At 67.6% G+C, this 26409-nt stretch carries 26 protein-coding genes and 3 tRNA genes; 16 read left to right on the forward strand and 13 right to left on the reverse strand.

Annotated elements, in window-relative coordinates; genetic code table 11:
- The first annotated feature begins 90 nt into the window (after positions 1-90).
- Together M3149_RS15825 and M3149_RS15830 are read left to right on the forward strand one after the other, a co-directional pair.
- On the forward strand, positions 91-771 hold the full coding sequence (locus tag M3149_RS15825) for a heavy metal response regulator transcription factor (RefSeq protein WP_251710509.1): 681 nt from the start codon (positions 91-93) through the stop codon (positions 769-771).
- 64 nt (positions 772-835) lie between these two features.
- The gene (locus M3149_RS15830) at positions 836-2212 is read left to right on the forward strand and encodes a heavy metal sensor histidine kinase (RefSeq protein WP_251710510.1); all 1377 of its coding nucleotides are present in this window, start codon (positions 836-838) and stop codon (positions 2210-2212) included.
- 6 nt (positions 2213-2218) lie between these two features.
- Here M3149_RS15830 and hemW read toward each other — a convergent pair whose 3' ends face one another.
- Genes hemW through M3149_RS15855 form a run of 5 tightly spaced genes read right to left on the reverse strand, consistent with a single transcriptional unit; the run spans position 2219 to position 6741 of the window.
- Complete coding sequence (hemW, locus tag M3149_RS15835) at positions 2219-3439, reverse strand: radical SAM family heme chaperone HemW (protein WP_251710511.1); 1221 nt, start codon at positions 3437-3439, stop codon at positions 2219-2221.
- 17 nt (positions 3440-3456) lie between these two features.
- Positions 3457-4068, reverse strand: a complete 612-nt coding sequence (rdgB, locus tag M3149_RS15840) for an RdgB/HAM1 family non-canonical purine NTP pyrophosphatase (RefSeq protein ID WP_251710512.1) — start codon at positions 4066-4068, stop codon at positions 3457-3459.
- A gap of 7 nt (positions 4069-4075) precedes the next feature.
- Entirely contained in the window at positions 4076-4804 is a 729-nt protein-coding gene (gene rph, locus M3149_RS15845) for a ribonuclease PH (RefSeq protein WP_251710513.1), read from the reverse strand.
- A 27-nt stretch (positions 4805-4831) separates the two neighbouring features.
- A complete protein-coding gene (locus M3149_RS15850) occupies positions 4832-5734 on the reverse strand; it encodes a PP2C family protein-serine/threonine phosphatase (RefSeq protein WP_251710514.1) in 903 nt (300 codons plus the stop codon).
- Complete coding sequence (locus tag M3149_RS15855; RefSeq protein WP_251710515.1) at positions 5731-6741, reverse strand: serine/threonine protein kinase; 1011 nt, start codon at positions 6739-6741, stop codon at positions 5731-5733. Before M3149_RS15855 ends, M3149_RS15850 begins: the two co-directional genes overlap by 4 nt.
- 59 nt (positions 6742-6800) lie before the next feature.
- On the opposite strand from M3149_RS15855, the gene M3149_RS15860 reads away from it, so the two are divergent.
- The 4 genes from M3149_RS15860 to M3149_RS15875 all read left to right on the forward strand — a co-directional run bounded on the left by M3149_RS15860 (position 6801) and on the right by M3149_RS15875 (position 10957).
- Positions 6801-7712 (forward strand): YicC/YloC family endoribonuclease, encoded by a 912-nt coding sequence (locus M3149_RS15860; protein ID WP_251710516.1) that lies wholly within the window; start codon positions 6801-6803, stop codon positions 7710-7712.
- Positions 7713-7719: 7 nt separating this feature from the next.
- Positions 7720-8340 (forward strand): guanylate kinase, encoded by a 621-nt coding sequence (gene gmk / locus M3149_RS15865; protein ID WP_251710573.1) that lies wholly within the window; start codon positions 7720-7722, stop codon positions 8338-8340.
- 15 nt (positions 8341-8355) lie between these two features.
- The gene (rpoZ, locus tag M3149_RS15870; protein ID WP_251710517.1) at positions 8356-8559 is read left to right on the forward strand and encodes a DNA-directed RNA polymerase subunit omega; all 204 of its coding nucleotides are present in this window, start codon (positions 8356-8358) and stop codon (positions 8557-8559) included.
- 136 nt (positions 8560-8695) lie between these two features.
- A complete protein-coding gene (locus tag M3149_RS15875; protein ID WP_251710518.1) occupies positions 8696-10957 on the forward strand; it encodes a RelA/SpoT family protein in 2262 nt (753 codons plus the stop codon).
- Here the strand turns inward: M3149_RS15875 and greB are convergent, their stop codons facing one another.
- The 4 genes from greB to hrcA form a co-directional block, all read right to left on the reverse strand.
- On the reverse strand, positions 10958-11515 hold the full coding sequence (gene greB, locus M3149_RS15880) for a transcription elongation factor GreB (RefSeq protein WP_251710519.1): 558 nt from the start codon (positions 11513-11515) through the stop codon (positions 10958-10960).
- Between the two features lie 62 nt (positions 11516-11577).
- Positions 11578-11654: transfer RNA gene (locus M3149_RS15885), tRNA-Arg, on the reverse strand.
- Positions 11655-11681: 27 nt separating this feature from the next.
- Positions 11682-11758, reverse strand: a tRNA-Ile gene (locus M3149_RS15890).
- A gap of 38 nt (positions 11759-11796) precedes the next feature.
- Positions 11797-12807: a heat-inducible transcriptional repressor HrcA gene (gene hrcA / locus M3149_RS15895; RefSeq protein ID WP_251710520.1), complete on the reverse strand. Its 1011-nt coding sequence runs from the start codon at positions 12805-12807 to the stop codon at positions 11797-11799.
- 91 nt (positions 12808-12898) lie between these two features.
- Here hrcA and M3149_RS15900 point away from each other — a divergent pair, with 91 nt between their 5' ends.
- Genes M3149_RS15900 through rapZ form a run of 3 tightly spaced genes read left to right on the forward strand, consistent with a single transcriptional unit; the run spans position 12899 to position 16381 of the window.
- Positions 12899-13816 carry an NAD kinase gene (locus M3149_RS15900; RefSeq protein WP_251710521.1) on the forward strand — a complete coding sequence of 306 codons (918 nt, stop codon included), beginning with the start codon at positions 12899-12901 and terminating at the stop codon, positions 13814-13816.
- A gap of 40 nt (positions 13817-13856) precedes the next feature.
- A complete protein-coding gene (gene recN, locus M3149_RS15905; protein ID WP_251710522.1) occupies positions 13857-15500 on the forward strand; it encodes a DNA repair protein RecN in 1644 nt (547 codons plus the stop codon).
- Positions 15500-16381 carry an RNase adapter RapZ gene (rapZ, locus tag M3149_RS15910; protein WP_251710523.1) on the forward strand — a complete coding sequence of 294 codons (882 nt, stop codon included), beginning with the start codon at positions 15500-15502 and terminating at the stop codon, positions 16379-16381. The genes recN and rapZ overlap by 1 nt, the downstream gene beginning before the upstream one ends.
- Positions 16382-16385: 4 nt before the next feature.
- Here rapZ and mutY read toward each other — a convergent pair whose 3' ends face one another.
- The 3 genes from mutY to mutM form a co-directional block, all read right to left on the reverse strand.
- Positions 16386-17432 (reverse strand): A/G-specific adenine glycosylase, encoded by a 1047-nt coding sequence (mutY, locus tag M3149_RS15915; protein WP_251710524.1) that lies wholly within the window; start codon positions 17430-17432, stop codon positions 16386-16388.
- Positions 17429-19372 carry a dynamin family protein gene (locus M3149_RS15920; RefSeq protein ID WP_251710525.1) on the reverse strand — a complete coding sequence of 648 codons (1944 nt, stop codon included), beginning with the start codon at positions 19370-19372 and terminating at the stop codon, positions 17429-17431. Before M3149_RS15920 ends, mutY begins: the two co-directional genes overlap by 4 nt.
- 72 nt (positions 19373-19444) lie before the next feature.
- On the reverse strand, positions 19445-20260 hold the full coding sequence (gene mutM / locus M3149_RS15925; protein WP_251710526.1) for a bifunctional DNA-formamidopyrimidine glycosylase/DNA-(apurinic or apyrimidinic site) lyase: 816 nt from the start codon (positions 20258-20260) through the stop codon (positions 19445-19447).
- Between the two features lie 104 nt (positions 20261-20364).
- On the opposite strand from mutM, the gene M3149_RS15930 reads away from it, so the two are divergent.
- The 7 genes from M3149_RS15930 to pth all read left to right on the forward strand — a co-directional run bounded on the left by M3149_RS15930 (position 20365) and on the right by pth (position 26153).
- A complete protein-coding gene (locus M3149_RS15930; RefSeq protein ID WP_251710527.1) occupies positions 20365-22146 on the forward strand; it encodes a tetratricopeptide repeat protein in 1782 nt (593 codons plus the stop codon).
- Positions 22146-22625 (forward strand): outer membrane lipoprotein LolB, encoded by a 480-nt coding sequence (locus tag M3149_RS15935; protein ID WP_251710574.1) that lies wholly within the window; start codon positions 22146-22148, stop codon positions 22623-22625. The genes M3149_RS15930 and M3149_RS15935 overlap by 1 nt, the downstream gene beginning before the upstream one ends.
- 2 nt (positions 22626-22627) lie before the next feature.
- Complete coding sequence (locus tag M3149_RS15940; RefSeq protein WP_251710575.1) at positions 22628-23494, forward strand: 4-(cytidine 5'-diphospho)-2-C-methyl-D-erythritol kinase; 867 nt, start codon at positions 22628-22630, stop codon at positions 23492-23494.
- 87 nt (positions 23495-23581) lie between these two features.
- Positions 23582-23658: transfer RNA gene (locus tag M3149_RS15945), tRNA-Gln, on the forward strand.
- A 96-nt stretch (positions 23659-23754) separates the two neighbouring features.
- Complete coding sequence (locus M3149_RS15950; protein WP_251710528.1) at positions 23755-24729, forward strand: ribose-phosphate pyrophosphokinase; 975 nt, start codon at positions 23755-23757, stop codon at positions 24727-24729.
- An 86-nt stretch (positions 24730-24815) separates the two neighbouring features.
- A complete protein-coding gene (locus M3149_RS15955; RefSeq protein ID WP_251710529.1) occupies positions 24816-25445 on the forward strand; it encodes a 50S ribosomal protein L25/general stress protein Ctc in 630 nt (209 codons plus the stop codon).
- A gap of 66 nt (positions 25446-25511) precedes the next feature.
- A complete protein-coding gene (gene pth / locus M3149_RS15960; RefSeq protein ID WP_251710530.1) occupies positions 25512-26153 on the forward strand; it encodes an aminoacyl-tRNA hydrolase in 642 nt (213 codons plus the stop codon).
- On the opposite strand, the gene M3149_RS15965 is transcribed toward pth, so the two are convergent.
- A complete protein-coding gene (locus tag M3149_RS15965; protein ID WP_251710531.1) occupies positions 26114-26401 on the reverse strand; it encodes a YfhL family 4Fe-4S dicluster ferredoxin in 288 nt (95 codons plus the stop codon). The two genes, pth and M3149_RS15965, sit on opposite strands and share 40 nt — an antisense overlap.
- Between the last annotated feature and the right edge of the window lie 8 nt (positions 26402-26409).

The following is a 26409-nucleotide window of genomic DNA, read 5'->3' on the forward strand; positions in this document are numbered from 1 at the left end:
CGATCCGTAACCCAAAAATGGGTCACTTTCCGTGACAATTTCGCATCGCGCGAACTGCGCCATGCCCTGTCACGCCCCTGCCCCATCGCCATGCGCATCCTGGTCATCGAAGACGAAGCCAAACTGGCCGACTACGTCAAACGTGGTCTGTCGGAGGCCGGCTATACGGTGGACGTGGCGCGTGACGGCATCGAGGGCCGTTACCTAGCCACCGAGGGCGACTACCAGCTCGTGGTGCTCGACATCATGCTGCCCGGGGTGGACGGTTTCGGCGTGCTCGCGTCCCTGCGCGAGAAGCACAACACGCCCGTGCTCATGCTGACCGCGCGCGATCTGGTGGAAGACCGTGTGCGCGGGCTGCAGGCCGGGGCCGACGACTACCTCGTCAAGCCCTTCGCCTTCTCCGAACTGCTGGCACGCGTGGCCGCACTGCTGCGCCGCGGCCCGGCGCACACCGAAGCCACCAACACGAAGCTCACGATCAACAACCTCGAGATGGACCTGATCGGCCGCAAGGCCTGGCGCGACGGCCAGCGGCTGGAACTCACCGCCAAGGAGTTCTCGCTGCTGGCGCTGCTGGCGCGGCGCAAGGGGCAGATCCTCTCTCGCACCACACTGGCCGAGCAGGTGTGGGACATGAACTTCGACTCCGACACCAACGTGGTCGAGGTCGCCATCCGGCGCCTGCGCGCCAAGATGGATGACCCGTTCCGGCCCAAGCTGCTGCACAACGTGCGCGGCATGGGCTATGTGCTGGAGGACCGTACATGAGCATGAGCGCCGCCCGGCCGCCCGAAGACGCTCGCACCGCAGTGCGCTGCACGGAGGTTTCCGAATGAACACCCAGGCCGTGGCCGCCGCCGCGAGCGACCTCAAGGTGCCGCCCACGCCGTGCACCTACTCGATCGGCAAACGCCTGTCGCTGCTGCTGGCGCTGCAGACCATCATTGGTCTGGGCGTGCTGCTGGCCGCCATCTATGGCGTCACGCACATGATGTTCGTGTCCAAGCAGGACGAACACCTCCAGGGCTATTCGGCGGTGCTCGCCGAGGTGCTGCGCGAGGCCGACGCCAAAGGCGGCGAAGCCGAGATGGCCAACAAGCTCGCCTGGCTGGGCGAACGCCAGCCGGGTACCTTCGTACAGGTGCTGCGGGCCGACGGCAGCGAGTTCTACCGCGATGCGTCACCTACCTTCGACCCACAGACGGCGCCCTCGCGCGAGCGGCGCTTCGAGGTTGCGCGCGCCGATGGCAGCGCGCCGCTGCAGGCGCGCGTGGTGATCGACTGCACCAGCGACGCGCAGTACGGCCAGCGCATGGCGCTGCTGCTGATCGCCGCCACGCTGGCCGGTGGTGCCTTTGTGGCATGGGCCACCTTCTGGCGCGTGCGCTGCAGCCTGCGCCCGCTGCAGGATCTGGCCGCGCAGACGCGCGCCGTGGACGTGCGCCGCCTCGACCAGCGCCTGTCGCTGCCCGAACCCATCGAAGAGCTGCAACCCCTGGTCGACCAGTTCAACGGGCTGATGCAGCGGGTGGAGCGCACCTATGTGCAGCTGGAGGGCTTCAACGCCGACGTGGCGCATGAGTTGCGCACGCCGCTGGCCAACCTGATCGGCCACACCGAAGTGGCGCTCAGCCGTGAGCGCACAGCGCCCGAGCTGGAAGAGGTGCTGCTCTCCAACCTGGAAGAACTGCAGCGCATGGCGGGCATCGTCAATGACATGCTGTTCCTCGCGCAGGCCGACCGCGGCGTGAAGGCGCGGCGTGGCGAACCAGTCAGCCTGGCCGAACTGGTGCGTCAGGTGGTGGAGTTCCACGAGGCGCCGATGGAAGACGCCAACCTGGGCATCGACATCGTGGGCGACGCGAAGCTGGCGGTGGACGAGCCGCTGTGCAAGCGCGCGCTGTCCAACCTGCTGGGCAACGCCATTCGCTATGCCGAGAAGGGCTCGCGCCTGTGCGTGCGCATCCTGCCCGAGGGCGAGCGCGGCGCCCGCCTGTGGGTGGAGAACGTGGGCCCGGCGATCGAGCCCTCACACTTGCCGCGCCTGTTCGACCGCTTCTTCCGCGCCGACGCTTCGCGCTGCGAGCTGGAGAAGCCGCACCATGGCCTGGGCCTGTCCATCGTTGCGGCCATTGCACGCATGCACGACGGCTTTGCTGCCGCCGAATCGGACGCAGGCCGCACCCGCGTGGGCTTCAGCCTGACTTGACGGGCCTCATGCCGGCAGGAACAGTTCCTGCAGATCGCTGAGGAAGTCAAACCCGCGCTCGCTGGGGCGCACCCAACCGCCGTCGCGCACGATCAGGCCCTTCGTTTCGGCCTCGCGCAGCGGCGCGTCGATGCTGGACAGCGGCAGCCCGGTGCTGGCCATGAAGTCGGCCAGCGCGAAGCCCTCGCGCAGGCGCAGGGCGTTGAGCATGTATTCAAAGGGCAGCTGCGCACGGGGCACTTCGTCCATGCTGCTCACCGCATCGCCAGCCAGCGCGCGTTCCATGTAGAGGCGCGGCTCGCGCACGCGCACCGTGCGCGCCACGCGGTGCGCGAAGCTGAGCTTGCCGTGTGCTCCGGCGCCGATGCCGAGGTAATCGCCGAAGCGCCAGTAGTTCAGGTTGTGCCGGCAGGCATGCCCTGGCCGCGCGTAGGCCGACACCTCGTAGCGTTGCAGCCCGGCGCTGACCGTGAGCTCGGTGATGCGATCGAGCATGTCGTAGGCCTCGTCGTCGCCCGGCAGCGTGGGCGGGTACTTGGCGAACAGCGTGTTCGGCTCGAGCGTGAGGTGGTAGACGGACAGGTGCGGCGGTGCGTAAGACAACGCGGTGCGCAGGTCGGCCTCCAGCATCGCCAGCGTCTGGCCCGGCAACGCGTACATCAGATCAAGGTTGAAGGTGTCAAAGACCTGCGCGGCTTCATCGAGCGCAGCACGTGCCTGGCGGCTGTCGTGCACCCGGCCCACCGCTTTCAGCGCGGCATCGTCAAAGCTCTGCACGCCCACCGACAGCCGGGTGACGCCGGCCTCGCGGAAGGCGCGGAAGCGGTCCCGCTCGAAGGTACCGGGATTCGCTTCCAGCGTGATCTCGGCATCGGGCTCCAGGGGCAGACGCGCCCGCACATCGGCCAGCAAACGGTCGATGGCCTCGGGCGAGAACAGGCTGGGCGTGCCGCCACCGATGAACACGCTGACCACCGGGCGCCCCCACACCAGCGGCAGCGAGGCCTCCAGGTCGGCGCGCAAGGCGTCGAGGTAGCGCGCCTCGGGCATGGCCTCACCGGGCGCGGCGGTGGCACTCCATTCGTGCGAGTTGAAATCGCAGTAGGGACACTTCTTCAGGCACCAGGGCAGATGGATGTAGAGCGACAGCGGCGGCAGGGCCGTGAGCTGCAAGGTGCCGGGGCGCATCCAGTGGCGCGGGTCGCGCAGCGTGGCGGTGTCGGTCATTGGGGGGCAGCGTGCGGTCAGATCGCGGGCGCAAACCAGCGTTCACGCATCAGCGCGAGCATGGCGCGCGCGGCCTGGCCGCGGTGGCTGTGCTGGTTCTTCACCGCGGGGTCGAGTTGCGCGAAGGTCTTGCCCAAAGCAGGAATGAACATCACCGGGTCGAAACCGAAGCCGTGCTCGCCCATGCGCTGCTCGGTGATGAGCCCGGGCGCGCGGCCGGTGGCCACCAGCGGTTCGGGGTCGTCGGCGTGGCGCAGGGCCACCAGCGTGCTCACCAGGGCGGCGCGGCGGTCGCTCACGTCACGCATCTGTGCGAGCAGCGCGGTCACGTTGTGGTCGTCGCCCTTGGGCAGGCCGTGTTGCGTGGCGTAGTGGGCCGTGTCCACGCCGGGCAGGCCACCAAACGCCTCCACGCACAGGCCGGCGTCATCGGCGAGCGCCGGCAGGCCACTGATGCGCGCGGCGTGGCGCGCCTTGGCCAGCGCGTTCTCGATGAAGGTGCGGTGCGGCTCGGGCGCCTCGGGAATGCCGAGCTCCGCCTGGCGCACGAGTTGCACACCCAGCGGCGCGAACAGGTCCTGCAGCTCGGCCAGCTTGCCCGCGTTGTTGGACGCCAGAACCAGCTTCATGCACGACTCAGCCCGCCAGGGCGGCCTTCTGCAGCGCCACCAGCTCGGCAATACCCTTCTCGGCCAGCGCCAGCAGCGCGTCCATCTCGCGGCGCGTGAACGCGGCGCCTTCGGCCGTGCCTTGCACCTCCACGTAGTGGCCGGCGCCGGTCATCACCACGTTCATGTCGGTGTCGCAGGCGGAGTCTTCCACGTATTCCAGGTCAAGCAGCGGCGAGCCGCCGAGGATGCCGACCGAGATGGCGGCGACGTGGTCCTTGATGGGCGACGCGGTGATCTTGCCGTCGGCGATCAGGCGATTGACCGCGTCCTGTGCGGCCACGAAGGCGCCGGTGATGCCCGCGGTGCGGGTACCACCGTCGGCCTGGATCACGTCGCAGTCGAGCGAGATGGTGCGCTCACCGAGCGCCTTGAGGTCGAACACGGCGCGCAGCGAGCGGCCGATGAGGCGCTGGATCTCCTGGGTGCGACCACTCTGCTTGCCTTTGGCGGCCTCGCGGTCGCTGCGGGTGTGGGTGGCGCGCGGCAGCATGCCGTACTCGGCCGTCACCCAGCCCTCCCCGCTGCCGCGTTTGTGCGGGGGCACTTTTTCTTCGACCGACGCGGTGCACAGCACCTTGGTGTTGCCGAACTCGATGAGCACCGAGCCTTCGGCGTGCATGGTGTAGCCGCGGGTGATGCGCACCGGGCGCAGGGCATCGGCGGCCCGTTGGCCGGGTCGGGAGACAACCGTCATGAAAAACCTCGGGGAGAAACGAAAGACTCAGGAATTGCGCGCCGCGGCGCTGCGCTGGATCGCTGCGTTGATCTCGGCGATCGAGCGCTCGATGGCGGCGTCGTCCAGGTCTTCGATGGTGGGGTCGGGCACGCCCGACTGGATGGTGGAGGCGAAGACGCCTTCCTCGATGTCGTCGGTGGACACGCGGGTGGTCTGGTACTCGTCGGCGGTTTCCCACTCCATGGCGAGCACGGTCACGTTGTCGCAACGCGCGCCGCCGCGGCGCAGCGCGGTTTCCACGAGTTCGGGAATGGCCTGCTCCAGCGGGCGCTCGGAGAGTTCGTGCACGATCTCGTCGTCCTCGACTGTGCCCCAGAGGCCGTCGGAGCACAGCAACACGCGGTCCCCCTGCACCAGCTGCACCGGGCCCGACAGGTCGTAGACGGGTTTGGCTGGCGAGCCCAGGCAGGTGAACAGGATGTTACGGTTGATGTGCTCGGTGGTGCGTCCCAGGTGGGCCTGCTGCTCCATGTAGGAGTGGTCGCGCGTGCGGGTGAGCAGCTGGCCGTCGCGCACGATGTACAGGCGCGAGTCGCCGCAATGCACCCAGTGGATGTGGCCACGCTCCATGATGGCCGCGACCAGCGTGGTGCGCGGCGTGTCGAGCATGCCCTTCTCGGCCGCGTAACGGATGATCTGGTGGTGAGCCGCCATGAGCGCGCTCGAGAGGAACTCGGGCACCTCGCGCACGGTGGGGTTGGCGGCCTTCTGGAAGTAGGCGGAGAGCGTCTGCAGCGCGAGCTGGGCCGCCATGGCACCTTCGGGGTGGCCGCCCATGCCGTCGGCCAGCACGAACAGGCCGGACTCGCGCGTGTACGCGTAGCCCATGCGATCCTCGTTCCGCTCACGGCCCCCCTGGCGGCTGATCTGGTAGACCGAGAATTTCATCGGAACTTGGTGCCGACGTCGGTGGATTTGCGCAGCAGCGACTTCTGCTTGTCAGAGACGATGTTGTCGAACTGCAGGCGCATCTTCTCGGCCACCGTGAGCTTGGTGTAGCTGCGCTCGGTCTCGCGGCTGAGCTCCTTCTGCAGCGCGAAGACGGATTGCGGGCGCGAGAGTGGGTCGAGGGACATGCACCATTCGACCACCTCGATGAGGTTGTCGGAGTACACGCCGCGCAAGCGCGACAACGCCAGCGACAGGCGGTCTTTTTCGAGGCGCTGGGGCGCGTCGTTCGGGGGGTAGCCCTGCATGCTGGCGTAAATGCAGGCGCCGATGGCGTAGATGTCGGTCCATGGGCCCATGGACGAATCGCGCCGGTACATCTCGGGTGCGGCGAAGCCGGGCGTGTACATCGGGCGGATGAAGTTGCCTTCCTTGCTCAGCACCTCGCGCGCGGCGCCGAAGTCGATCAGCACGGCGCGGTTGTCGTCGGTGATGAAGATGTTGGCCGGCTTGATGTCCAGGTGCAGCATCTTGTGCTGGTGCACGATGCGCAGCCCGCGCAGCACCTCGTCATAGAGGGAGCGGATGGTCGATTCGCGGAACACCTTCTGCTTCTTGAGTTCGCGCGCGGTGATGATGAACTCCTGCAGGGACGAGCCCTCCAGGTAGTTCATGACCATGTAGACGGTCTCGTTCTCGCGGAAGAAGTTGAGCACGCTCACCACCGACTGGTGGGAGATCTGCGCGAGCGCACGGCCCTCTTCGAAGAAGCTCTTGAGGCCCAGGCGGTACAGCGACAGTTTTTCGGGCTGCACCTGCGGCAGCAACTCGCCGGGCGCGCGCGAGGCCAGCGATGAAGGGAGATATTCCTTGACGGCAACCTGCTGGCCTTCGGTGTCGACGGCCAGATAGACCACACCGAAACCGCCGGCCGCGAGCTTGCGGACGATGCGGTAACCACCGATCACGGTGTCGGGCGGCAAGGGTGCGGGTTTGACCTTTGACATAATTCGACCGGCTTCCGAAACGCCCCGTTTTGGACCACCACCACGACCGGCCCAGAGCGATGGCAGTTTACAGCATGACCGGATACGCCACCGCCCAGCAAGGCGGTGCCGCCACGCCGGCCGCGGGCGATTCCAGCCCGTCCGTCGGGGTCGAAATCCGCGCCGTCAACAGCCGCTTTCTCGATCTGGCGTTCAAGCTGCCCGAAGAGCTGCGATCTGCCGAACCCGCCTTGCGTGAGTTGCTCACGCAGGCGCTCAAGCGCGGCAAGGTCGAGGTGCGGGCCTGGTTCGAGAACCGCCAGGACACCGCATCGCGCGCGCCGTCGAGCGCCGAACTGCAGCGTCTCATCGCCACCCAGGACGCGATCCACACGTGGCTGCCCCAGGCGCAGCCGTTGACGGTGGCGAACGTGATGGAACTCACGGTGCGGCAGCCGCGTTTGCCCGAGGACATGCAGGAACGCGTGGTCGATGTCACGCGGCACGCCATCGGCCAGCTCCTGGAGGCACGTGCGCGCGAGGGCACGCGCCTTGCGGCCACGCTGAGCGAACGCGTCGCGCAACTGCGCACGCTGGCCGCCGCGGCCGCACCACTCATACCGCAACTGGTCGCCCAGCAGCGCCAGCGCTTTCTGGACCGCTGGAACGAGGCGCTCGGCGCCGAGGGCGGCGCGGCACTCGCCAGCAGCGACATGGCGCGCGACCGCGCCCTGGCCGAGGCGACCGCCTTCGCCATCCGCATCGACGTTGCCGAGGAGCTGACCCGGCTCGCCTCGCACCTCGACGAAATCGATCGCCTGCTCTCGCGCGGCGGCGAAGTCGGCAAACGGCTCGATTTCCTGATCCAGGAACTGCATCGCGAAGCCAACACCCTGGGGTCCAAGTCCTCCAGCCTCGAGCTCACCCGCATTTCGGTCGACATGAAAGTGTTGATCGAGCAGATGCGCGAGCAAGTACAGAACCTTGAATGAACCGCTGATGGATTACCCCGGCAACCTGTTCGTCGTCGCCGCCCCCAGCGGGGCTGGCAAATCCAGCCTCGTGAAGGCACTCATGGAGCTCGACGCGCGCGTTCAGCCCTCCATCTCGCACACCACACGCCCGCCCCGCGGCCAGGAGGTGCACGGCCGCGAGTACTACTTCGTGAGCCAGGACACCTTCGACCAGATGGTGTTGCAGGGCGCCTTCGTCGAGTGGGCGCAGGTGCACGGCAACCGCTACGGCACCTCCAAGCTGGCGCTGGAGCAGCGCATCAAGCAGGGCGCCGATGTGGTGCTGGAGATCGACTACCAGGGTGCCATCCAGGTCAAGCGCATCTTTCCGAACGCGGTGCTGGTCTTCATCCTGCCGCCAAGCTGGGAGGAGTTGCGCTCGCGCCTGGAGCGACGTGCCGAGGACAGCGCGGAGGTGATCGAGGTGAGGCTACAAAACGCGGCCACCGAGATGGCGCACGCCAAGGATTTCGACTTCGTTATAATCAACGAGTTATTCGAACGGGCCTTGTTCGACCTCAAGGCCATCGTTCACGCGCAGCGCCTGAAGTACGCGGCCCAGCGCAATGCCCGCGGCGACACCTTCCGGGCACTCAACATTTCCTGATCGTTTGGAGCCCACATGGCACGCATCACCGTCGAAGACTGCCTGGAAAAGATTCCCAACCGCTTCCAGCTCGTGCTCGCTGCCACCTACCGTGCGCGCATGCTCAGCCAGGGCCACGCCCCCAAGATCGAGAGCAAGAACAAGCCCGGCGTGACCGCGTTGCGCGAGATCGCCGAGGGCAAGGTCGGGCTCGAAATGCTCAAAAAAGTGCCGATCTGAGGCGCTTCCCGCTCCCTTGCAAAGGCACCCACCGCGGTGCCTTTGTGCTTTTCTGGTCAGCACATTCCTGCGCCCTGCCCATGGCCTAGGCAGGCCGCTCAAGGCAGCTTGCACCCCATCGCGCTACAGTTGCACGATGATGTCCACCACCGAAGGCCCCGTGGCGACCCCGGCGCAAGACGCGGCCAGCGCTGCTGCGAGCGCCGCCGCGGCCAGCTTTGCCTCACTGCTGGGCAAGCTCGATTACCTCGGCGCCGGTGACATCGAGAACATCCGCCAGGCCTACCGCTTTGCCGACGAGGCCCACCTGGGCCAGCTGCGCAAAAACGGTGACCCCTACATCACCCACCCGATCGCGGTTGCCGCCCAGTGCGCGGAATGGAAGCTCGACGCGCAGGCGCTGATGGCCGCGCTCATGCACGACGCGATCGAGGACTGCGGCGTGACCAAGCAGGAGCTGGTGGAGCGCTTCGGCGCGCCGGTGGCCGAACTGGTCGACGGCCTCACCAAGCTGGAGAAGCTGGAATTCACCTCGCGCGAGCAGAACCAGGCGGAATCGTTTCGCAAGATGCTGCTGGCCATGGCCAAGGATGTGCGCGTCATCCTCATCAAGCTGGCCGACCGCACCCACAACATGCGCACCATGGGCGACATGCCGCGCAGCAAGTGGCACCGCATCAGCAGCGAGACCCTGGAGATCTACGCCCCCATCGCGCACCGCCTGGGCCTGAACTTCACCTACCGCGAACTGCAGGACCTGGCCTTCCGCTTCCTGAACCCCTGGCGCTATGAGGTGTTGTCGAAGGCGCTGGATCGCGCCCGCGGCCGGCGCAGGGACCTGATCGCACGCGTGCAGCGCGAGGTGGAGGACGTGTTCGGCCGCCACGGCATGTCCGTGCGCATCCTGGGGCGCGAGAAGACGCTGTATTCCGTCTACCGCAAGATGGACAGCAAGCACCTGTCGTTCGCCCAGGTCACCGACATCTACGGTTTTCGCATCGTCGTGCCCGAGCTAACCGATTGCTACACCGCACTCGGGCTGCTGCACCAGCTCTACAAGCCCTTGCCGGGCAAGTTCCGCGACTACGTCGCCATCCCCAAGCTCAACGGCTACCAGTCGCTGCACACCACGCTCGTGGGCCCGTTCGGCACCAACATCGAGTTCCAGGTGCGCACGCACAGCATGGACGTGGTCGCCGAATCGGGCGTGGCCGCGCACTGGCTCTACAAGGCCAACGAGCCAGGCAGCGAGACCTCGCAACGCCTGGGCACGCAATGGCTGCAGTCGTTGCTGGACATCCAGCAGGAAACGCACGACGCCAGCGAGTTCTGGGACCACATCAAGATCGACCTCTTCCCCGACGCGGTCTATGTGTTCACACCCAAGAGCAAGATCCTGGCGTTGCCACGTGGCGCCACGGTGGTGGACTTCGCCTACGCCATCCACAGCGATGTCGGCCACCGCACGGTGGGCGGGCGCATCAACGGCGAGCAACGCCCGTTGCGATCGGAGCTGGCCAATGGCGATGTGGTGGAGGTGATCACGGACGACAAGGCCGAACCGAACCCGGCTTGGTTGTCGTTTGTGAAGACCGGGCGCGCGCGATCGAAGATCCGCCACCACCTCAAGGCCGCGGCACAAGAGAAATCGCTGGAACTGGGCGAGCGCATGCTGCGCCAGGCGCTGCGCTCCGAAGGCATCGCCCAACTGCCGGAAGAAACCGGCGAGTGGGCCGGCGTGTGGGACAAGCTGCTGCGCTTCACCGGCAACAAGAACCGCGCCGAGTTGTTGTCGGACATCGGCATGGGCAAACGCATCGCCAGCATGGTGGGCAAGAAGCTCGCCGTGCTGCTGGCCGAAACCGGGCTCAAGCCCGACGCCCTGCTCATCAGCCGCGAACGCTACGACACAGGGCGCGAAGAGACCGTGTCGCAAAGCGTCACGCTCGATGGCAGTGAAGGCCTCTCGGTGCAGTACGCGCCGTGCTGCAAGCCCATCCCCGGTGACCGCATCGTCGGCTACCTGGGCCGTGGCGAGGCGCTGGTAGTGCACGCCGAAGACTGCCCGACGGCGCGCCGCCTGCGCGGCCGCGACGCCGAGCGCTTCATCGAAGTGGAATGGGCCGAAGAGCCGGTGCGCTCCTTCGACACCACCGTTCTGGTGACGGTGACCAACGGCAAGGGCGTGCTGGCGCGCGTGGCCTCGGCCATTGCCGCGGTGGAGGCCGACATCACCCATGTCGACATGGGCGACGAGCCGGCACAGACCGCTACCGACATCCGCTTCTCGGTCGCGGTGCGCGACCGTCAGCACCTGGCCGATGTGCTGCGCAGCCTCAAGCGCACGCCGTCGGTGCTCAAGGCACAGCGCTTCAAGAGCACACCCAAGGCGGGTTGATCAGGCGCCCGGCGCCGGGTAGCTGACCGCCAGCACTTCCAGCTCCTGCGTGCCGCCGGGCACGGCCAGCTTCACCACGTCGCCCACGCGCGCCTTGAGCAAGGCGCGCGCCACCGGCGCAACCCAACTCACCTGCCCTTGCGTGCTGTCGGCTTCGTCGGTACCCAGGATGGTGATGGTGGTCTCGCGCCCGGACTCGTCGGCGTAGGTCACGGTGGCACCGAAGAAGACCTGGTCGCCGCCGTGGTGCAGCGACGGATCGACCACCTCGGCGATTTCCAGCCTCTTGGTGAGAAAGCGGATGCGGCGATCAATCTCGCGCAGGCGCTTCTTGCCGTAGAGGTAGTCGCCGTTCTCGGAGCGGTCGCCGTTCTTGGCCGCCCAATGCACCGCCTCCACGACCTTGGGGCGCTCCTCGTCCATGAGCACCATCAACTCGCGGCGCAGACGCTCATAGCCGGCACGCGTGATGTAGTTCTTGCCGCCGGGCACGACGCTCGCGACGCCGTCTTCGGCGTCATCGTCTGCGTCGGTCTCGCGGGTGAAAGCCTTGCTCATGGTGTGCGCACGACGTGAAAGAAAAAAGCCTGCAGTGCGTTGGCACTGCAGGCTTTTCATTGTGGCGCGGCTGGCAGGATTCGAACCCACGACCCCTTGGTTCGTAGCCAAGTACTCTATCCAACTGAGCTACAGCCGCGAAGCCATGTAGTATAGCAGGAAATTTTGGTAGGCCGTGTTGGGCTTGAACCAACGACCAAAGGATTATGAGTCCTCTGCTCTGACCAACTGAGCTAACGGCCCGCGGGCGGGATTGTAGGTGGGGGCGTGAAGCGCTCGCGCTATTTGGTGTGGCTCAGCGCGTTGCTCACGAGCTTGGCGGTCACGTCCACGATCTGGATCATGCGGTCGTAGGGCATGCGTTGCGGGCCGATCACGCCCAGCGTGCCGACCACCTGGCCATCCACCTCGTAGGGGGCGGTGACGACGGACAGGTCCTCGAAAGGCACGACCTGGCTTTCACCGCCGATGTAGATGCGCACACCATCGGCCTGGGTGGACACGTCGAGCAGGCGCACCAACTTCGTCTTCTGCTCGAACAGGTCGAAGAGACGGCGCAGGTTGCCCAGGTCGCTGCTGAATTCGCTGACCGACAGCAGGTTTCGCTCACCCGCCACCACCACCTCGTCCTGCTCGGCGGGCTGTGCGCCGATGTCCACCGCCTGCTTCATCAGGTCGGCGATCTCGCCGCGCAGGGCTTCGAGCTCGGTCTTCAAGCGCTCGCGCACAGCCTCGATGGTGAGGCCGGCGTAGTGGGCATTGAGGAAGTTGGCCGCCTCCACCAGTTGCGACTGTGTGAAGTTCGCCTGCGTATGGATGATGCGGTTCTGCACCTCACCGTCGGGCGAGACGATGATGACCAGCACACGGTGGTCCGACAGGCTCAGGAACTCGATGTGGCGGAACACCGAGGCACGCCGCGGCGCCATGACCACCCCGACGAACTGGGACAGGCTGGAGAGCAGGTGCGCTGCCTGGCTGATCACGCGCTGCGGCGATTCGATGCCCGGCGCCCCGATGGCCGAGACGGGCGGCAGCTCTTCACGCCGCACGGTCAGCATCGTGTCCACGAACAGGCGGTAGCCACGCGCCGTGGGCACGCGCCCGGCCGAGGTGTGCGGGCTGGCGATCAGGCCGAGCTCCTCGAGGTCGCTCATCACGTTGCGGATGGTCGCTGGCGACAGATCCAGCCCGGCGGCGCGCGCCAGTGTGCGCGAGCCCACGGGTTGGCCGTCGGCGATGTAGCGTTCCACCAGCGCCTTGAGCAACAGCTTCGAGCGATCGTCCAGCATGCAAACGATTCTACGGAAGGGCTTCGATGCGGGGTGAGAAACCAAAGGTCGAGCAGGGCCACGGGCGGTGGCCCTATGTTGTAATTTGCGCATGAATGCCCCGCTCGATCCCCGCGCCACTGCGCCCGTGGCCCAACGCCCACTGCGCTTCGCGCATGTGGTGATCGTCGGCAAGTACCAGGCGCCGGGCGCGCGCCATGTGGTGGAGGAGATCGCGCAGTTCCTGCTGTCCGAGGGCTGCGAGGTGTCGCTGGAGCACCAGACCGCCCTGAACACCGGCCTGACCGACCACCCCAGCCTCGATGTCGCGGCCATTCCCTGCAGCGCTCAGCTCGCGCTGGTGGTGGGGGGCGACGGCACACTGCTGGGCATCGGGCGCCAGATGGCGCGCCACGGGGTGCCGCTGGTGGGCGTGAACCAGGGCCGCCTGGGCTTCATCACCGACATCCCGTTCGACGAGTACCGCGACGCCCTTCGGCCCATCCTGCATGGCGAGTACCAGGAAGAATCGCGCAGCCTCATGGCAGCCAGCGTGTGGCGCGACGGCCGGTGCGTGTTCGAAGCCACCGCGCTCAACGACGTGGTGGTCAACCGCGGTGCGGTGGCCAGCATGATCGAGCTGCGGGTGGAGATCGACGGCCGCTTCGTTGCCAACCAGCGCGCCGACGGCCTGATCATCGCGTCACCCACGGGGTCCACCGCTTACGCCCTGTCTGCCGGCGGGCCGCTGCTGCACCCCGACATCGGTGGCTGGGTGATGGTGCCGATCGCGCCGCACACGCTGTCCAACCGGCCGGTGGTGCTGCCCTCGCACAGCGAGATCGCGATGGAGATCGTCGCCGGGCGCGACGCCAGCGCGAGCTTCGACATGCAATCCTTCGCAAGCCTGCTGCACGGGGACCGCATCGTCGTGCGCCGCTCGGAGCATTCGCTGCGCCTGCTCCACCCCGTGGGCTGGAACTACTTCGACACGTTGCGGCGAAAGCTCCATTGGAACGAAGGGGCCTGAGCGGCCGGCGACAATTGCGCTTCATTTCCTGCGCCCTGCCATGAGCCTTCGCCGCATCGCCCTGCGCGACTTCGTCATCGTGCCCTCGCTGGACCTCGAGCTGGCCAGCGGCTTCAGCGTGCTCACTGGCGAGACCGGCGCCGGCAAATCCATCCTCGTGGACGCCTTGCAGCTTGCGCTCGGCGCACGGTCCGACGCGGGCGTGGTGCGTGAAGGCGCACAGCGCTGCGAGATCGCAGCCGAGTTCGACCGCCCCGACCCGTTGCGCGGCTGGCTGGAGGAACAGGGATTCGCCGACGACGACAGCCTGCTGCTGCGCCGCGTGATCGACGCCGACGGTCGCAGCCGCGCCTGGATCAACGGCAGCCCGGCCACCCTCACCCAACTGCGCCAGGCTGCCGATTCGCTGGTGGACATCCACGGCCAGCACGCCTGGCAAAGCCTCACACGCGCCGATGCCGTGCGCGATCTGCTCGACGGCTTTGCCGGCATCGACACCGGGCCGCTCGTGAAGGCCTGGGGCGCGTGGCGGGAAGCCCAGACCGCACTGACCGCTGCGCGCGAACGCCAGGCCTCGCTGCGCCAGGACAGCGAACGCCTGGCCTGGCAGATCGGCGAGCTCGACAAGCTGGCGCCGCGAGCCGGTGAGTGGGAAGAGCTCAACACGCGCCACGCACGCCTGGCCAACGCCCAGGCATTGATCGACGCCACGCAAGCCGCCCTGCACGCGCTGGACGAAGCCGACGACAACGCCACCGGCCTGCTGAGCCGCGCCATCGCCGCCCTGCAAGCCCAGGTGCACATCGAGCCGGCGTTCGCGCAACCGCTGGACGCGCTGCAAGGTGCGCTCGCGCAGATGCAGGACGCGGTGCACGACCTGCACCAGCACCAACGCCATGCGGAACTCGACCCGCAGGCCCTGGCCGATCTCGATCAGCGCCTGTCGCAATGGTTGTCGCTGGCGCGGCGCTACCGCACGCCGGCCGAGGAACTGCCGGCCTTGCTGGCGCAGTGGCGGGCCGATCTGCAGCGGCTGGACGAAGCCAGCGACCTGCAAGCCCTGGAGGGCCGCGAGCGCGCGGCACGTGCCGCCTTCGATGTGGCGGCCAAGGGCGTGAGCCAGCTGCGCCAGAAAGCTGCGCCGCGCCTGAGCAAGGCGGTCACCGAAACCATGCAGACGCTGGGCATGGAAGGCGGGCGCTTCGAGGTCGCGCTGCTGCCGCTGGAGACACCGCAGTCCCACGGCCGCGAACAGGTCGAATTCCGCGTCGCCGGCCACGCGGGCAGCACGCCGCGGCCGGTGGCCAAGGTGGCTTCGGGCGGTGAACTCTCGCGCATTGCACTCGCCATCTCGGTCATCACCAGCCGGCTGGGCCAGGCGCCCACCCTGATCTTCGACGAGGTCGACGCCGGCATCGGCGGCGCGGTGGCCCATACCGTGGGCAAGCTCATGCGCCAGCTCGGGCGCGACCGCCAGGTGCTGGCCGTCACGCACCTCGCACAGGTGGCCGCCGCGGCAGATCACCACCTGCTGGTGGCCAAACGCGTTCAGGAAGGCCGCACGCAAAGCATGGTGCAGGGCATCGACGATGAGGCCCGCGTGCGCGAGCTCGCGCGCATGCTGGGCGGCAACGAGCGCTCCGACGTCTCGCTTGCGCACGCGCGCGAGCTGCTCACCGCGTGATGAAAACCGCCGCCACCGAACTCGTCGTCATCACCGGCATGTCCGGCTCGGGCAAGACCGTGGCCCTGACGGCGCTGGAGGACGTGGGCTTCTACTGCGTGGACAACCTGCCGCCGGAGTTGCTGGAGTCCTTCGTCGAGCTCGAGCGCAACCATCGCGCACCGAAGGTCGCGATCGCGATGGATGTTCGCAGTGCATCGTCGCTGCCTGGACTGCCGCGCCGCCTGGCCGCCCTGCGCGGCAACGATCTGCAGCTCACCACCGTCTTTCTCGACTCGACCACCGACACGCTGGTGCGGCGCTTCTCGGAAACCCGGCGGCTGCACCCGCTGTCGCTGCAGGGCGCACACGATCAGTACCGTGCGCTGATCGATGCGATCGAGCACGAACGCGAGTTGCTGGCCGAGTTGCGCGAGCAGGCACTGGTGCTCGACACCAGCCTGGTGCGCCCGGCGCAGTTGCGAAGCCAGGTGAAGGAGCTCGTCGGCGCCACCCAGACGCCGCTCACGCTGGTGTTCGAGTCGTTCGCGTTCAAGCGCGGCATTCCCATGGACGCCGATTTCGTCTTCGACGTGCGCATGCTGCCCAACCCGCACTACGAACCCGAACTCAAACCCATGACCGGGCGCGACGCGCCGGTGGCGGCGTTCCTGGCGGCCAGCGCCGACGTGCAGGCCATGGAGGAGCAGATCCGCACCTTCCTCACCCACTGGCTGCCGCAGATGATGCGAGACCATCGCAGTTACGTGACCGTGGCCCTGGGGTGCACGGGCGGCCAGCACCGCTCCGTCTATCTCGTCGAGCGCCTGGCGGGGCATTTCGGCACGCGCTGGGTGACGCGCGTGCGTCACCGCGAAGCGGACCACTGGGGCAAAGGCTGACTCCTCAGGGCTGCTGCAGCGACTGCAGCAGCGTGCGCACGGGCGCCGGCAGGCCCAGCGCCAACGCGGCGGGCAACGCAACCCACTGGCCCGGCATTTCCGGGGTGTGGGACGGCTCGGTGGCAAGCCGGTGGGGCAGCAACTGCAACTCGCGGTGCGTGAGGCTGTGCGCCACCGGTTCCCAGGCTTGCAGTGCCCCCGCGCCGTTCCCCACTGCCTCGTGCAGGGCGGCCTGCGTGTCGAACACCGGCGGTGAGTACAGGCCCGCCCAGATGCCACGCTCGGGCCTGCGTTGCAACCAGACGGCATCACCCTGCACCATCAACAACAACCACCAGCGCTCGAAGCGTCGCACGGCCTTGCGCGCTTTCACCGGAAACCGCTCGGGCGCCCCGGTGCGCAGGCCCTCACACAGGTGGTTCATGGGGCAAACGTCGCAGCGCGGTTTGCTGCGCGTGCACACGGTGGCGCCCAGGTCCATCAGCCCTTGTGTGTAGGCCGACATGTCGTCGCTCGACGGTGTTGGCGGCAGCAGCGCCTGCGCGTGCGCGGCCAGTTCGCGTTGCGTGGCGGTGTCGGCGACGTCGCCCTCGATCGCCAGCACCCGGGCCAGCACGCGGCGCACATTGCCGTCGAGGATGGACACGCGCTCACCGAAGCAGAACGCCGCGATCGCGGCCGCCGTCGAAGCGCCGATGCCGGGCAGCGCCTGCAACGCGGCCGCACTGCGCGGAAACTGCCCCCCATGCTGGCTCACCACCACCTGCGCGCAGCGGTGCAGGTTGCGCGCGCGGCTGTAGTAGCCCAAGCCGCTCCACAACGCCATCACCTCGTCGGCGGGCGCGGCGGCCAGCGCCGCAACATCGGGGAAACGATCGAGGAAACGCGCGTAGTAGGCCAGCACCGTGGTCACTTGCGTCTGCTGGAGCATCACCTCGGAAAGCCACACGCGGTACGGATCGCGCGTGCCTTGCCAGGGCAAACCATGCCGGCCGGCGCGCCGCTGCCAGTCGATCAGGCGAGGGGCGAACTCGCGCGCCAGCGCCGTCATGCGGCCAGGGCTTCGGCGGGTTCTTCTTCGGAGGCCGTCAGCAGGTGCTCGGTGAGTTCACCGAACTTGGCTTCGAGCAGGTTCAGCGCCGACTGCTGCGACTGCAGCTCGCGGATGCGCTCGTCCAGGCCGCTGGCGGCCTGCTGGATGCGAGACACCGCCTCGATGCGGCGGGTGAAGTTGCGCCGCCGCTCGCGCAGCTGCGCGTCGAGCTGGGCCGCTGCGGATTTGTTCCACAACTCGACTTCGTTGACCGCTGTGTCGTAGACCACACGCAGGCGGCTCATGAGTGCGCGCGCCAGCCGCTCGGCGAACTCGGGCTGGGCCAGGCGCAGCGCGTTGCCCAGGCTCAGGTACTGCAAATGGCTCTTCTCGATGAGATCAAGGTCCTTGCGGTAGCTGCCCAGTTGCGGGCCGCTGGGTGCCTGCAGAGAGAACCCGTATTCCGCGTTGAGATTCTTGAAGCTGCCTTCGAGCATCGACTGGATCTCGTTGGCCATGCGGTCGGCCTTGGCCAGGTCCTCGCGCAGGCGGTCGAAGGTCTGGTCGTAGGCGCGGCGCACGCCCAGCTTGATGCCCGGGCTCTTGAGCTGCTTGGCCAGGGACGACACCTCGGCCTTGAGGTGCGACGGGCTGAGCAAGGCAAACAGGTCCTTGAGCAGGCGCAGGTGCACCGAGCGCACGGCCTGGATCTTGGCGCCACTGGCATCGAAATCGGCCTGCTCCTGCTCGATGCGCAGGCGCATCTGCTTGATCACGCCGGCGTTCTTGCCACGCAGGCCTTCGAGTTCCTGGATCTGTTCGACCAGGTCGCGGGCACGGGCGTGCACCATGCGGCCAGTCTCGGCGCGCAGCGAATCGACACCTGCGGCCACGGCAGCGCCGAGGATGCGTCGGCGCTGGCCGAGCAATCCGTCGCTGAGCGCACGCTCCAGGTCGAGCAACTGGCTGGCCTTGAGCAGGTCGTCATCGCGATTGACTTTGGCCAGCAGGCCCTTCTGCGCCGAGACGGCCAGCACCTGCGGCAGCGGCACGCCCAGGATCTCCGCCGAATCGGCCCGCTGCGCTGCGATCTGCAACTGCACCTGCTCGGGCGAGCTCAGCGCGTCCCACATGGTGTCGATCTTGTTGAGCACCACCAGGCGCGAGGCCTGGCCATCGCCCACGGCAGAAAGGTGCTGACGCCAGATGCTCAGGTCGGATTTGGTGACGCCAGCGTCGGCCGCCAGGATGAACACCACCGCGTGGGCCTGCGGCAACAGGCTCACGGTGAGTTCGGGCTCGGCGCCGATGGCGTTGAGCCCCGGCGTGTCGAGAATCACCAGCCCCTGCTTGAGGAGCGGGTGGGCCATGTTGATGAGCGCGTGGCGCCAGCGCGGCACCTCGATCAGGCCGTCGGCCCCGGGCAAGGGGTTGTCCTCGGGCACTTCGTCGTGCCAGAAGCCGAGCGCCCTGGCCTCCTCCATGCTCACGCGTCGCACCTCGGCGACCTTGTGGATGGCCTTGGCGAGTTGCTTCGGGTCGTTCACGTCGAGGTCGACGCGCTCCCACTTGTGCGGCGCATTGCGCCAATCGAGCAGCGACTGCGGCTGCAACCGGGTCTCGATGGGGAGCAGGCGCAGGCAGGGCGGCAGGTCGGCGTCGTAAGCGAGCTCGGTGGGGCACATGGTGGTGCGCCCGGCGCTGGCCGGCATGATGCGGCGCCCGTAACCGGCAAAGAACACGGCGTTGATCAACTCGGACTTGCCGCGCGAGAACTCGGCCACGAAGGCCACCGTGATCTTGTCGTTCTTGACTTGGGAATGGAGCTGATCGAGCCGCTCGCGAATGCCCGGCTCCATCAGTTCGTGGTCGGTGAGCCACTCGGAAAGCAGCTTCAGGCGCAAGGCAAACTGCTTGCGCCACGCACCGTGCTGATCGAAGGCTTGTATGAAACTCATGCAGCGGGTTCCCGACGATCGGCCAATATAGCACCCGCTATTGGTGCCGGCCGTGGCCCGGCGGACACAAGGTCAGGGCCGCTGGCAGAGCGGGCAGAAGAAGGTCGAGCGCTGGCCCTGGCGGATGGCTCGCACGGGCGTGGCGCAGACACGGCAGGGTTGACCGGCACGGTCGTACACCATGGCGTCGAGCTGGAAATAGCCGCTTTCGCCCTGCGCACTCGAGAAATCCCGCAGCGTGCTGCCACCCAGCGCCAATGCGCGTTGCAGCACGTCGATGATGGCCCGATGCAGCCGCGCGGCCCGCGGGCGGCTGATGCGATCGGCCCGTGCGGTGGGGCGGATGCCGGCCAGGAACAGCGCCTCGCTTGCGTAGATGTTGCCCACGCCGACCACGATGTCCCCCGCGAGCAGCACCTGCTTGATCGACGCACGGCGCTTGGCGAGCGACCGGTGGAACGCCACCGGATCGAACCCGGGCTCCAGCGGCTCGACGCCCAGGCCATCGAGCAACTTCCGCGCGCGCGCATCGTCGAGCGAGGGCACGTGCACCACGGCACCGAACCGGCGCGGATCGTGCAGGCGCAGCACGCCGCGATCGGTCTGCATCTCGAAGTGATCGTGCACCCCCGGGGCAGGCAAGGTGGGCGCGAACTGAAGGCTGCCCGACATGCCCAGGTGCAGCAGGAGGCAGCCGTGGTCCAGATGCACCAGCAGGTACTTGCCACGCCGATGGACGCTCGACACACGCCGACCGAGCAGGACGGACGGCTCGCAGCCCAACGGCCACCGCAAGGGTTTGCCCAGGCGCACACCTTCGATCGTCGCGCCGGCAATGCGCTCGGCAAAGCTGCGGCGAGTGACCTCGACTTCGGGCAGTTCAGGCACGGGAGGGACCGGGAAACCGGGATGGCGAAGGGATGGGGGAACGCGGGTCGGGGAAATCGAATCCACCGGACGGGCACTCCGGACCCAGCCATTATCATGACCCGATGAACCCCCTCTCGTGCCCGCGAACCACCCGCCCGCGCAGGCTCACTGCGGCGCTGGCGATCGCATTCGGCCTGGGCGGTGCCGCCCACGCCCTGGCCCAGACACCTGCACCGGCGTCCCCGCCCGAAGTCCCGTCGAGCTCCTCGCTCGACGCCATGCTGTTCTATCAACTGCTGCTCGGCGAACTCAATGTTCGCGGCGGCGACCCGGGGGCTGGCTACTCGCTCATCCTCGACGCGGCCCGGCGCCAGAAAGACCCGGCCTTGTATCGACGCGCCGTCGAGGTGGCCTTGCAGGGGCGTTCCGGTGAGTCGGCGCTGGCCGCTGCCCGCGCCTGGTCGCAGGCCTTGCCGGGCGACAACGAGGCGGATCGCTTCGTGCTGCAGATCCTGCTCGCGCTCAACCGCGCGGGCGAGACCGGCCCCGTGCTGCGCGAGCTGCTCCAGTCCACCCCGGCCGCCAGCCGCAACGACGCCATCAATGCGATCCCGCAGACCTTTGCGCGCGCCAGCGACAAGGCCCTGGCACTGGCTGCGGTGCGCGACGGGCTGACGCCCTTCATGAACCAGCCTGCCCATGGCGCGTCCGCCTGGACCACCCTGGGCCGCATGGAGCTCCTCAACGACCGGCCCGCGGCCGCCGTGGATGCAGCCCGCCGCGGCCATGCCATCGACCCGGCATCCCCCTACCCCGCACTGCTCGCCGTCGAACTGCTGGAGCGCGGTGAGAGCGAGGCAGAGCCCTTGATCCGCCAGCAGATCGACGCCGCCCGCAGCAACGGGCCTCGCGATCTGGGTGTGGCGATCAGCTACGCACGCGCGTTGCTCGATCTGCAGCGGCTGCGCGATGCGCGCGTGCAACTGGAGCGGTTGACCACGCGTGCCGCCGACCAGCCCGAGCCCTGGTTGCTGCTGGGCTCGCTGCAGCTCCAGGACCGCGCCTACGACGCGGCCAACCTGTCGCTGCAGACCTACATCGGGCTGGTGCGCGACGCCCCGGACGAGCGCGTGCGCCGCGGTCTCACGCAGGCCTACCTGCTGATGGCCGAGATCGCCGAGAAACAGCAGGATTTCGTCGCCGCCAACGCCTGGATCGACCGCATCGACAACCCCCAGGACATCATCGCGGCACAGCAGCGTCGCGCCTCGGTGCTGGCGCGCCAGGGGCGGCTCGCCGAGGCCCGCCAGTTGCTGCGCGAACAACCCGAGCGGCGGCCCGAGGATGCGCGCCTCAAACTCCTGGCTGAAGCCCAGCTGTTGCGCGACTTCAAGGCCTGGCGCGAGGCTTACGAGGTCTACACCGAGGCCGCAAAGCGCTTCCCGGACGATCCGGACCTGCTGTACGACCAGGCGCTGATGGCCGAGCGCGCCGGGCTGCCCGTGGAGATGGAGCGTCTGCTGCGCCAGCTCATCCAGGCGCGGCCCGAGCACCACCATGCCTACAACGCGCTGGGCTACTCCCTGGCCGATCGCAACGAGCGCCTGCCCGAGGCCAAGCAGCTCATCGAGAAAGCCGTCAGCCTCGCTCCCAACGACCCCTACATCCAGGACAGCCTGGGCTGGGTCGAATTCCGCCTGGGCAACACCGAGCGCGCGCTCACGATCCTGCGCGAGGCCTACGGGAAGCGCCCGGACGCCGAAATAGCCGCCCACCTGGGTGAGGTGCTCTGGGTGAAAGGTCAGCGCGACGAGGCGCTCAGGATCTGGCGCGAAGGCCTGCTGCTGGCCAACGACAACGAAACCCTGCAACAGACGCTGCGGCGCCTGAACGTGAAGCCGTGATGGCTGCCGCCGCGCTCAGCCGGCGGGCCGCCGCGCTGGCCCTGGTGTCCTTGCTGGGGGCTTGCGCCACACGGCCGCCACTGCCTGCCGGTGGCTGGAGCGGGCGCCTCGCGCTGCGGGTGGATAGCCAGCCGCCCCAGGCCTTTTCTGCGCTGTTCGACCTGCACGGCACCGCCGAGGCGGGTGAACTGCAACTCACCTCGGTCCTCGGGCAGACGCTGGCGACGGTGCGCTGGTCGCCCGCGGGCGCCGAACTGCAGCGCGGGAATGATCTGCAGCGCCGCGGCAGCCTGGACGAACTCACGCGCGAGCTCACCGGCGCGGCGCTGCCGGTGGCGGCGCTGTTCGACTGGCTCGCCGGCCGCACCAGCGAGGCCAGCGGCTGGCAGGCCGACCTTTCAGCCCAGTCGCAGGGCCGCCTGGTCGCCCGGCGTGAACAACCCGCTCCAGCGGCCGAACTGCGGCTGGTGGTGCGATGAGCCTGTTGCGCCTGTACGACCTGCCCGCACCGGCGAAGGTCAACCTGTTCCTGCACGTGGTTGGCCGCCGGGCCGACGGCTACCACCTGCTGCAGTCAGTGTTCATGCTCATCGACTGGTGTGATCGCCTGCACGTCGAACGTCGCGGCGACGGTCGCATCGAGCGCGAAGACATCCGGCCGGGCAACCTGCCCGCCGACGATCTGTGTGTGCGCGCCGCCCGCGCCCTGCAGCAGGCCACGGGCTGCACCCTGGGCGCGCGGATCACGCTCGACAAGCACCTGCCCGCGCAAGCCGGGCTCGGGGGTGGTTCATCGGACGCGGCCACCGCCCTGCTGGCCCTCAACCGCCTCTGGGGGTTGAACCTGCCGCGGGCCGAGCTGGCCCGCATCGGGCTGGCGCTGGGCGCCGACGTGCCGTTCTTCATCGGTGGGCGCAATGCGTGGGTGGAAGGCATCGGTGAGCACATCACCCCGCTGAGCCTGCCCGCCGGACGGCTGGTGGTGGTCAAACCCCCCGGCGGTGCGTCCACCCCGGACATCTTCGGTTCGCCCGCGCTCAAACGCGATTCAGAAACTGCTACAATCCAAGGCTTTGCTGCAAACAGCTCGTCAAATCTTGAGGCCTGCATGGCCTTCGGTCGAAACGATCTGCAACCGGTCGCGCAAGCGCTCTGCCCCGAGGTGGGCGAATGCATCGACTGGCTGGCTTCGCAAGGTCTGTCTGCCCGCATGAGCGGCTCTGGTACCGCGGTCTTCGCCGCCCTGCCGGAATCCATGACGGCCCTTGATGAAGCACCGAACGGTTGGCAGGTGCGGGTCTGCAGCAACATGGATGTGCATCCACTGGCCGACTGGTGCGCGGATTGACGCCGCGACACAAGACAGCCGATCCGGTGGTTGCACAACCTGCGACAATTCGGGGGTTCGTGCACTTGTGGTACGGGCCTCCTGCGTAGGGGAGTCGCCAAGTTGGTTAAGGCACCGGATTTTGATTCCGGCATGCGAGGGTTCGAGTCCTTCCTCCCCTGCCACCGTTTTTGTTCACATCACTCACACTGGCCATCCCCGATGGCCGTTGTTTTTTGATCGCGGCCGCGCCGGTGGCCGCTCTGACCGCCGGGATCGCCATGCAAGTTCAGCCTCCGGATTTCATGATCTTCACCGGCAATGCCAACCCGGTGCTGGCGGCGGAGATCGCCCAGCACCTGGGCACGCAGCTCGGTTCGGCCAACGTGGGCCGCTTCTCCGACGGCGAGGTCACGGTCGAGATCACCCAGAACGTGCGCGCCCGCCATGTGTTCGTGGTGCAGTCCACCTGCGCGCCCACGAACGAGAACCTGATGGAGCTGCTCATCATGGTCGACGCGCTCAAGCGCGCCTCGGCCGAGCGCATCTCCGCGGTCATCCCCTACTTCGGCTACGCCCGCCAGGACCGCCGGCCGCGCTCGAGCCGCGTGCCCATCAGCGCCAAGGTCGTGGCCAACATGCTGCAGACCGTGGGCGTCAACCGCGTGCTCACCATGGACCTGCACGCCGATCAGATCCAGGGATTCTTCGACATTCCAGTCGACAACATCTACGCCTCGCCGGTCCTGCTGGGCGACCTGCGCACCAAGAACTACGAAGACCTGCTGGTGGTCTCGCCCGACGTGGGCGGCGTGGTGCGTGCGCGTGCACTGGCCAAGCAGCTCAATTGCGACATGGCCATCATCGACAAGCGCCGCCCCAAGGCCAACGTGTCGGAAGTGATGCATGTGATCGGCGACATCGAAGGCCGCAACTGCGTGATCATGGACGACATGATCGACACCGCCGGCACGCTGGTGAAGGCGGCCGAGGTGCTCAAGGAGCGCGGCGCCCGCAACGTCTACGCCTACTGTACCCACCCGATCTTCTCGGGCCCGGCCATCGACCGCATTGCCAAGGGCAGCGCGCTTGACGAAGTGGTCGTGACCAACACCATTCCCCTGTCGCAGGCCGCACAGGCCTGCGGCAAGATCCGCCAGCTCTCCGTGGCGCAGCTGATGGCAGAAACCATCGCGCGCATCGCCTCGGGCGAGTCGGTCATGAGTTTGTTCGCCGATCAGGACAACCTGTTCTGAAGGGCAGCAAGTAGCCGGCCGCCCTCGGGCGGCCATCGTTGAAACAGAGGCGTTCTGGTCGCGGAACCCCTCAACTGGAGTCAGTCATGCAATTTGTCGCTTTCGAGCGCGCCAAGCAGGGCACGGGTGCGAGCCGCCGCCTGCGCATCACCGGTCGCGCGCCCGGTATCGTTTTCGGTGGCAACACCGCCCCCGCCACGATCGAACTCGATCACAACGCCCTGTGGCACGCGCTGAAGAAGGAAGCCTTCCACGCTTCCATCCTCGACATGGAGCTCAACGGCAAGGTCGAGAAAGTCCTGCTGCGCGATGTGCAGTACCACCCCTACAAGCCGCTCGTGCTGCACGTGGACTTCCAGCGCGTGGACGACAAGACGCGCCTGCGCAAGAAGGTGCCGCTGCACTTCACCGGCGCCGAAGAGTCGCCCGCCGTCAAGCTCGACAAGTGCCTCGTGAACCACGTGGCCAACGACATCGAGATCGAGTGCCTGGCCACCGCCCTGCCCGAGTTCATCACGGTCGACCTGAGCCAGGTCACCAAAGGTGCCACCGTGCACGGTGCCGACATCAAGCTGCCCAAGGGCGTGAAGATCGTCACCCACGGCCGCAAGGACATCACGATTGCCACCGTGGTGGAGCCGGTCGAGGAAGTCGTGGCCGCTCCGGTGGCTGCAGGGCCCGCCGACGACAAGAAGAAGGCCAAGGGCAAGAAGTAAGCTTCTGTCCCGGCACGAACAAGGCCCGCCCTGCGCGGGCCTTTTCTTTTGGGACAATCGCCAGCCATGATCAAACTGATCGCCGGCCTGGGCAACCCGGGCCCCGAATACGAACACACGCGCCACAACGCCGGCTTCTGGTGGGTGGATGAGGCCGCGCGACTGCTCAAGGTGTCGCTGCAGATGGAGCGCTCGCACTTCGGCCTCGTGGCGCGTGCCAACGTGGGTGGCCAGTCGGTCTGGCTGGTCGAGCCGCAGACCTTCATGAACCTGTCGGGCAAGTCGGTGGGCTCGCTCGCGCGCTTCTACAAGATCGCACCCGAGGAGGTGCTGGTGGTGCACGACGAGCTCGACCTTCCGCCCGGCGAGGCCAAGCTCAAGAAGGGCGGCGGCCACGCGGGGCACAACGGCCTGCGCGACATCCACGCACAGATCGGCGCCGACTACTGGCGCCTGCGCATCGGCATCGGCCACCCGGGCAACAAGAACGACGTCGCCAACTGGGTGCTCAAGAAGCCGTCACCCGACGACCGCATTGCCATCGAACAAGCGCTCGAGCGCAGCCTGAAGGCGCTGCCGCAGCTGATCGCGGGCGAGATGGACAAGGCCACCGCGCTGATCCACACCAGCAAGCCGCCGCGGCCCAAACCACCAGGGCCGGTGCCGCCTCAGGCCGGAGGCGCCTCGCCAGCGGCCGACAAGCCCTGACCGGCCTTCTGCAGGCGCTGGTACTTCTGCCACAGCGTCTCGCGCGACTCCACATGCGCGGGGTCGACCGGAATGCACGCGACCGGGCACACCTGCACGCACTGCGGCTCGTCGAAGTGCCCCACGCACTCGGTGCAGCGCGCCGGATCGATCTGATAGATCTCCTCACCCATGGAGATCGCCTGGTTCGGGCACTCGGGCTCGCAGACGTCGCAGTTGATGCACTCGTCGGTGATGAGCAAGGCCATGGCGACGT

This window comes from Hydrogenophaga intermedia (assembly GCF_023715105.1).
Classification (GTDB): Bacteria; Pseudomonadota; Gammaproteobacteria; order Burkholderiales; family Burkholderiaceae_C; genus Hydrogenophaga; species Hydrogenophaga intermedia_A.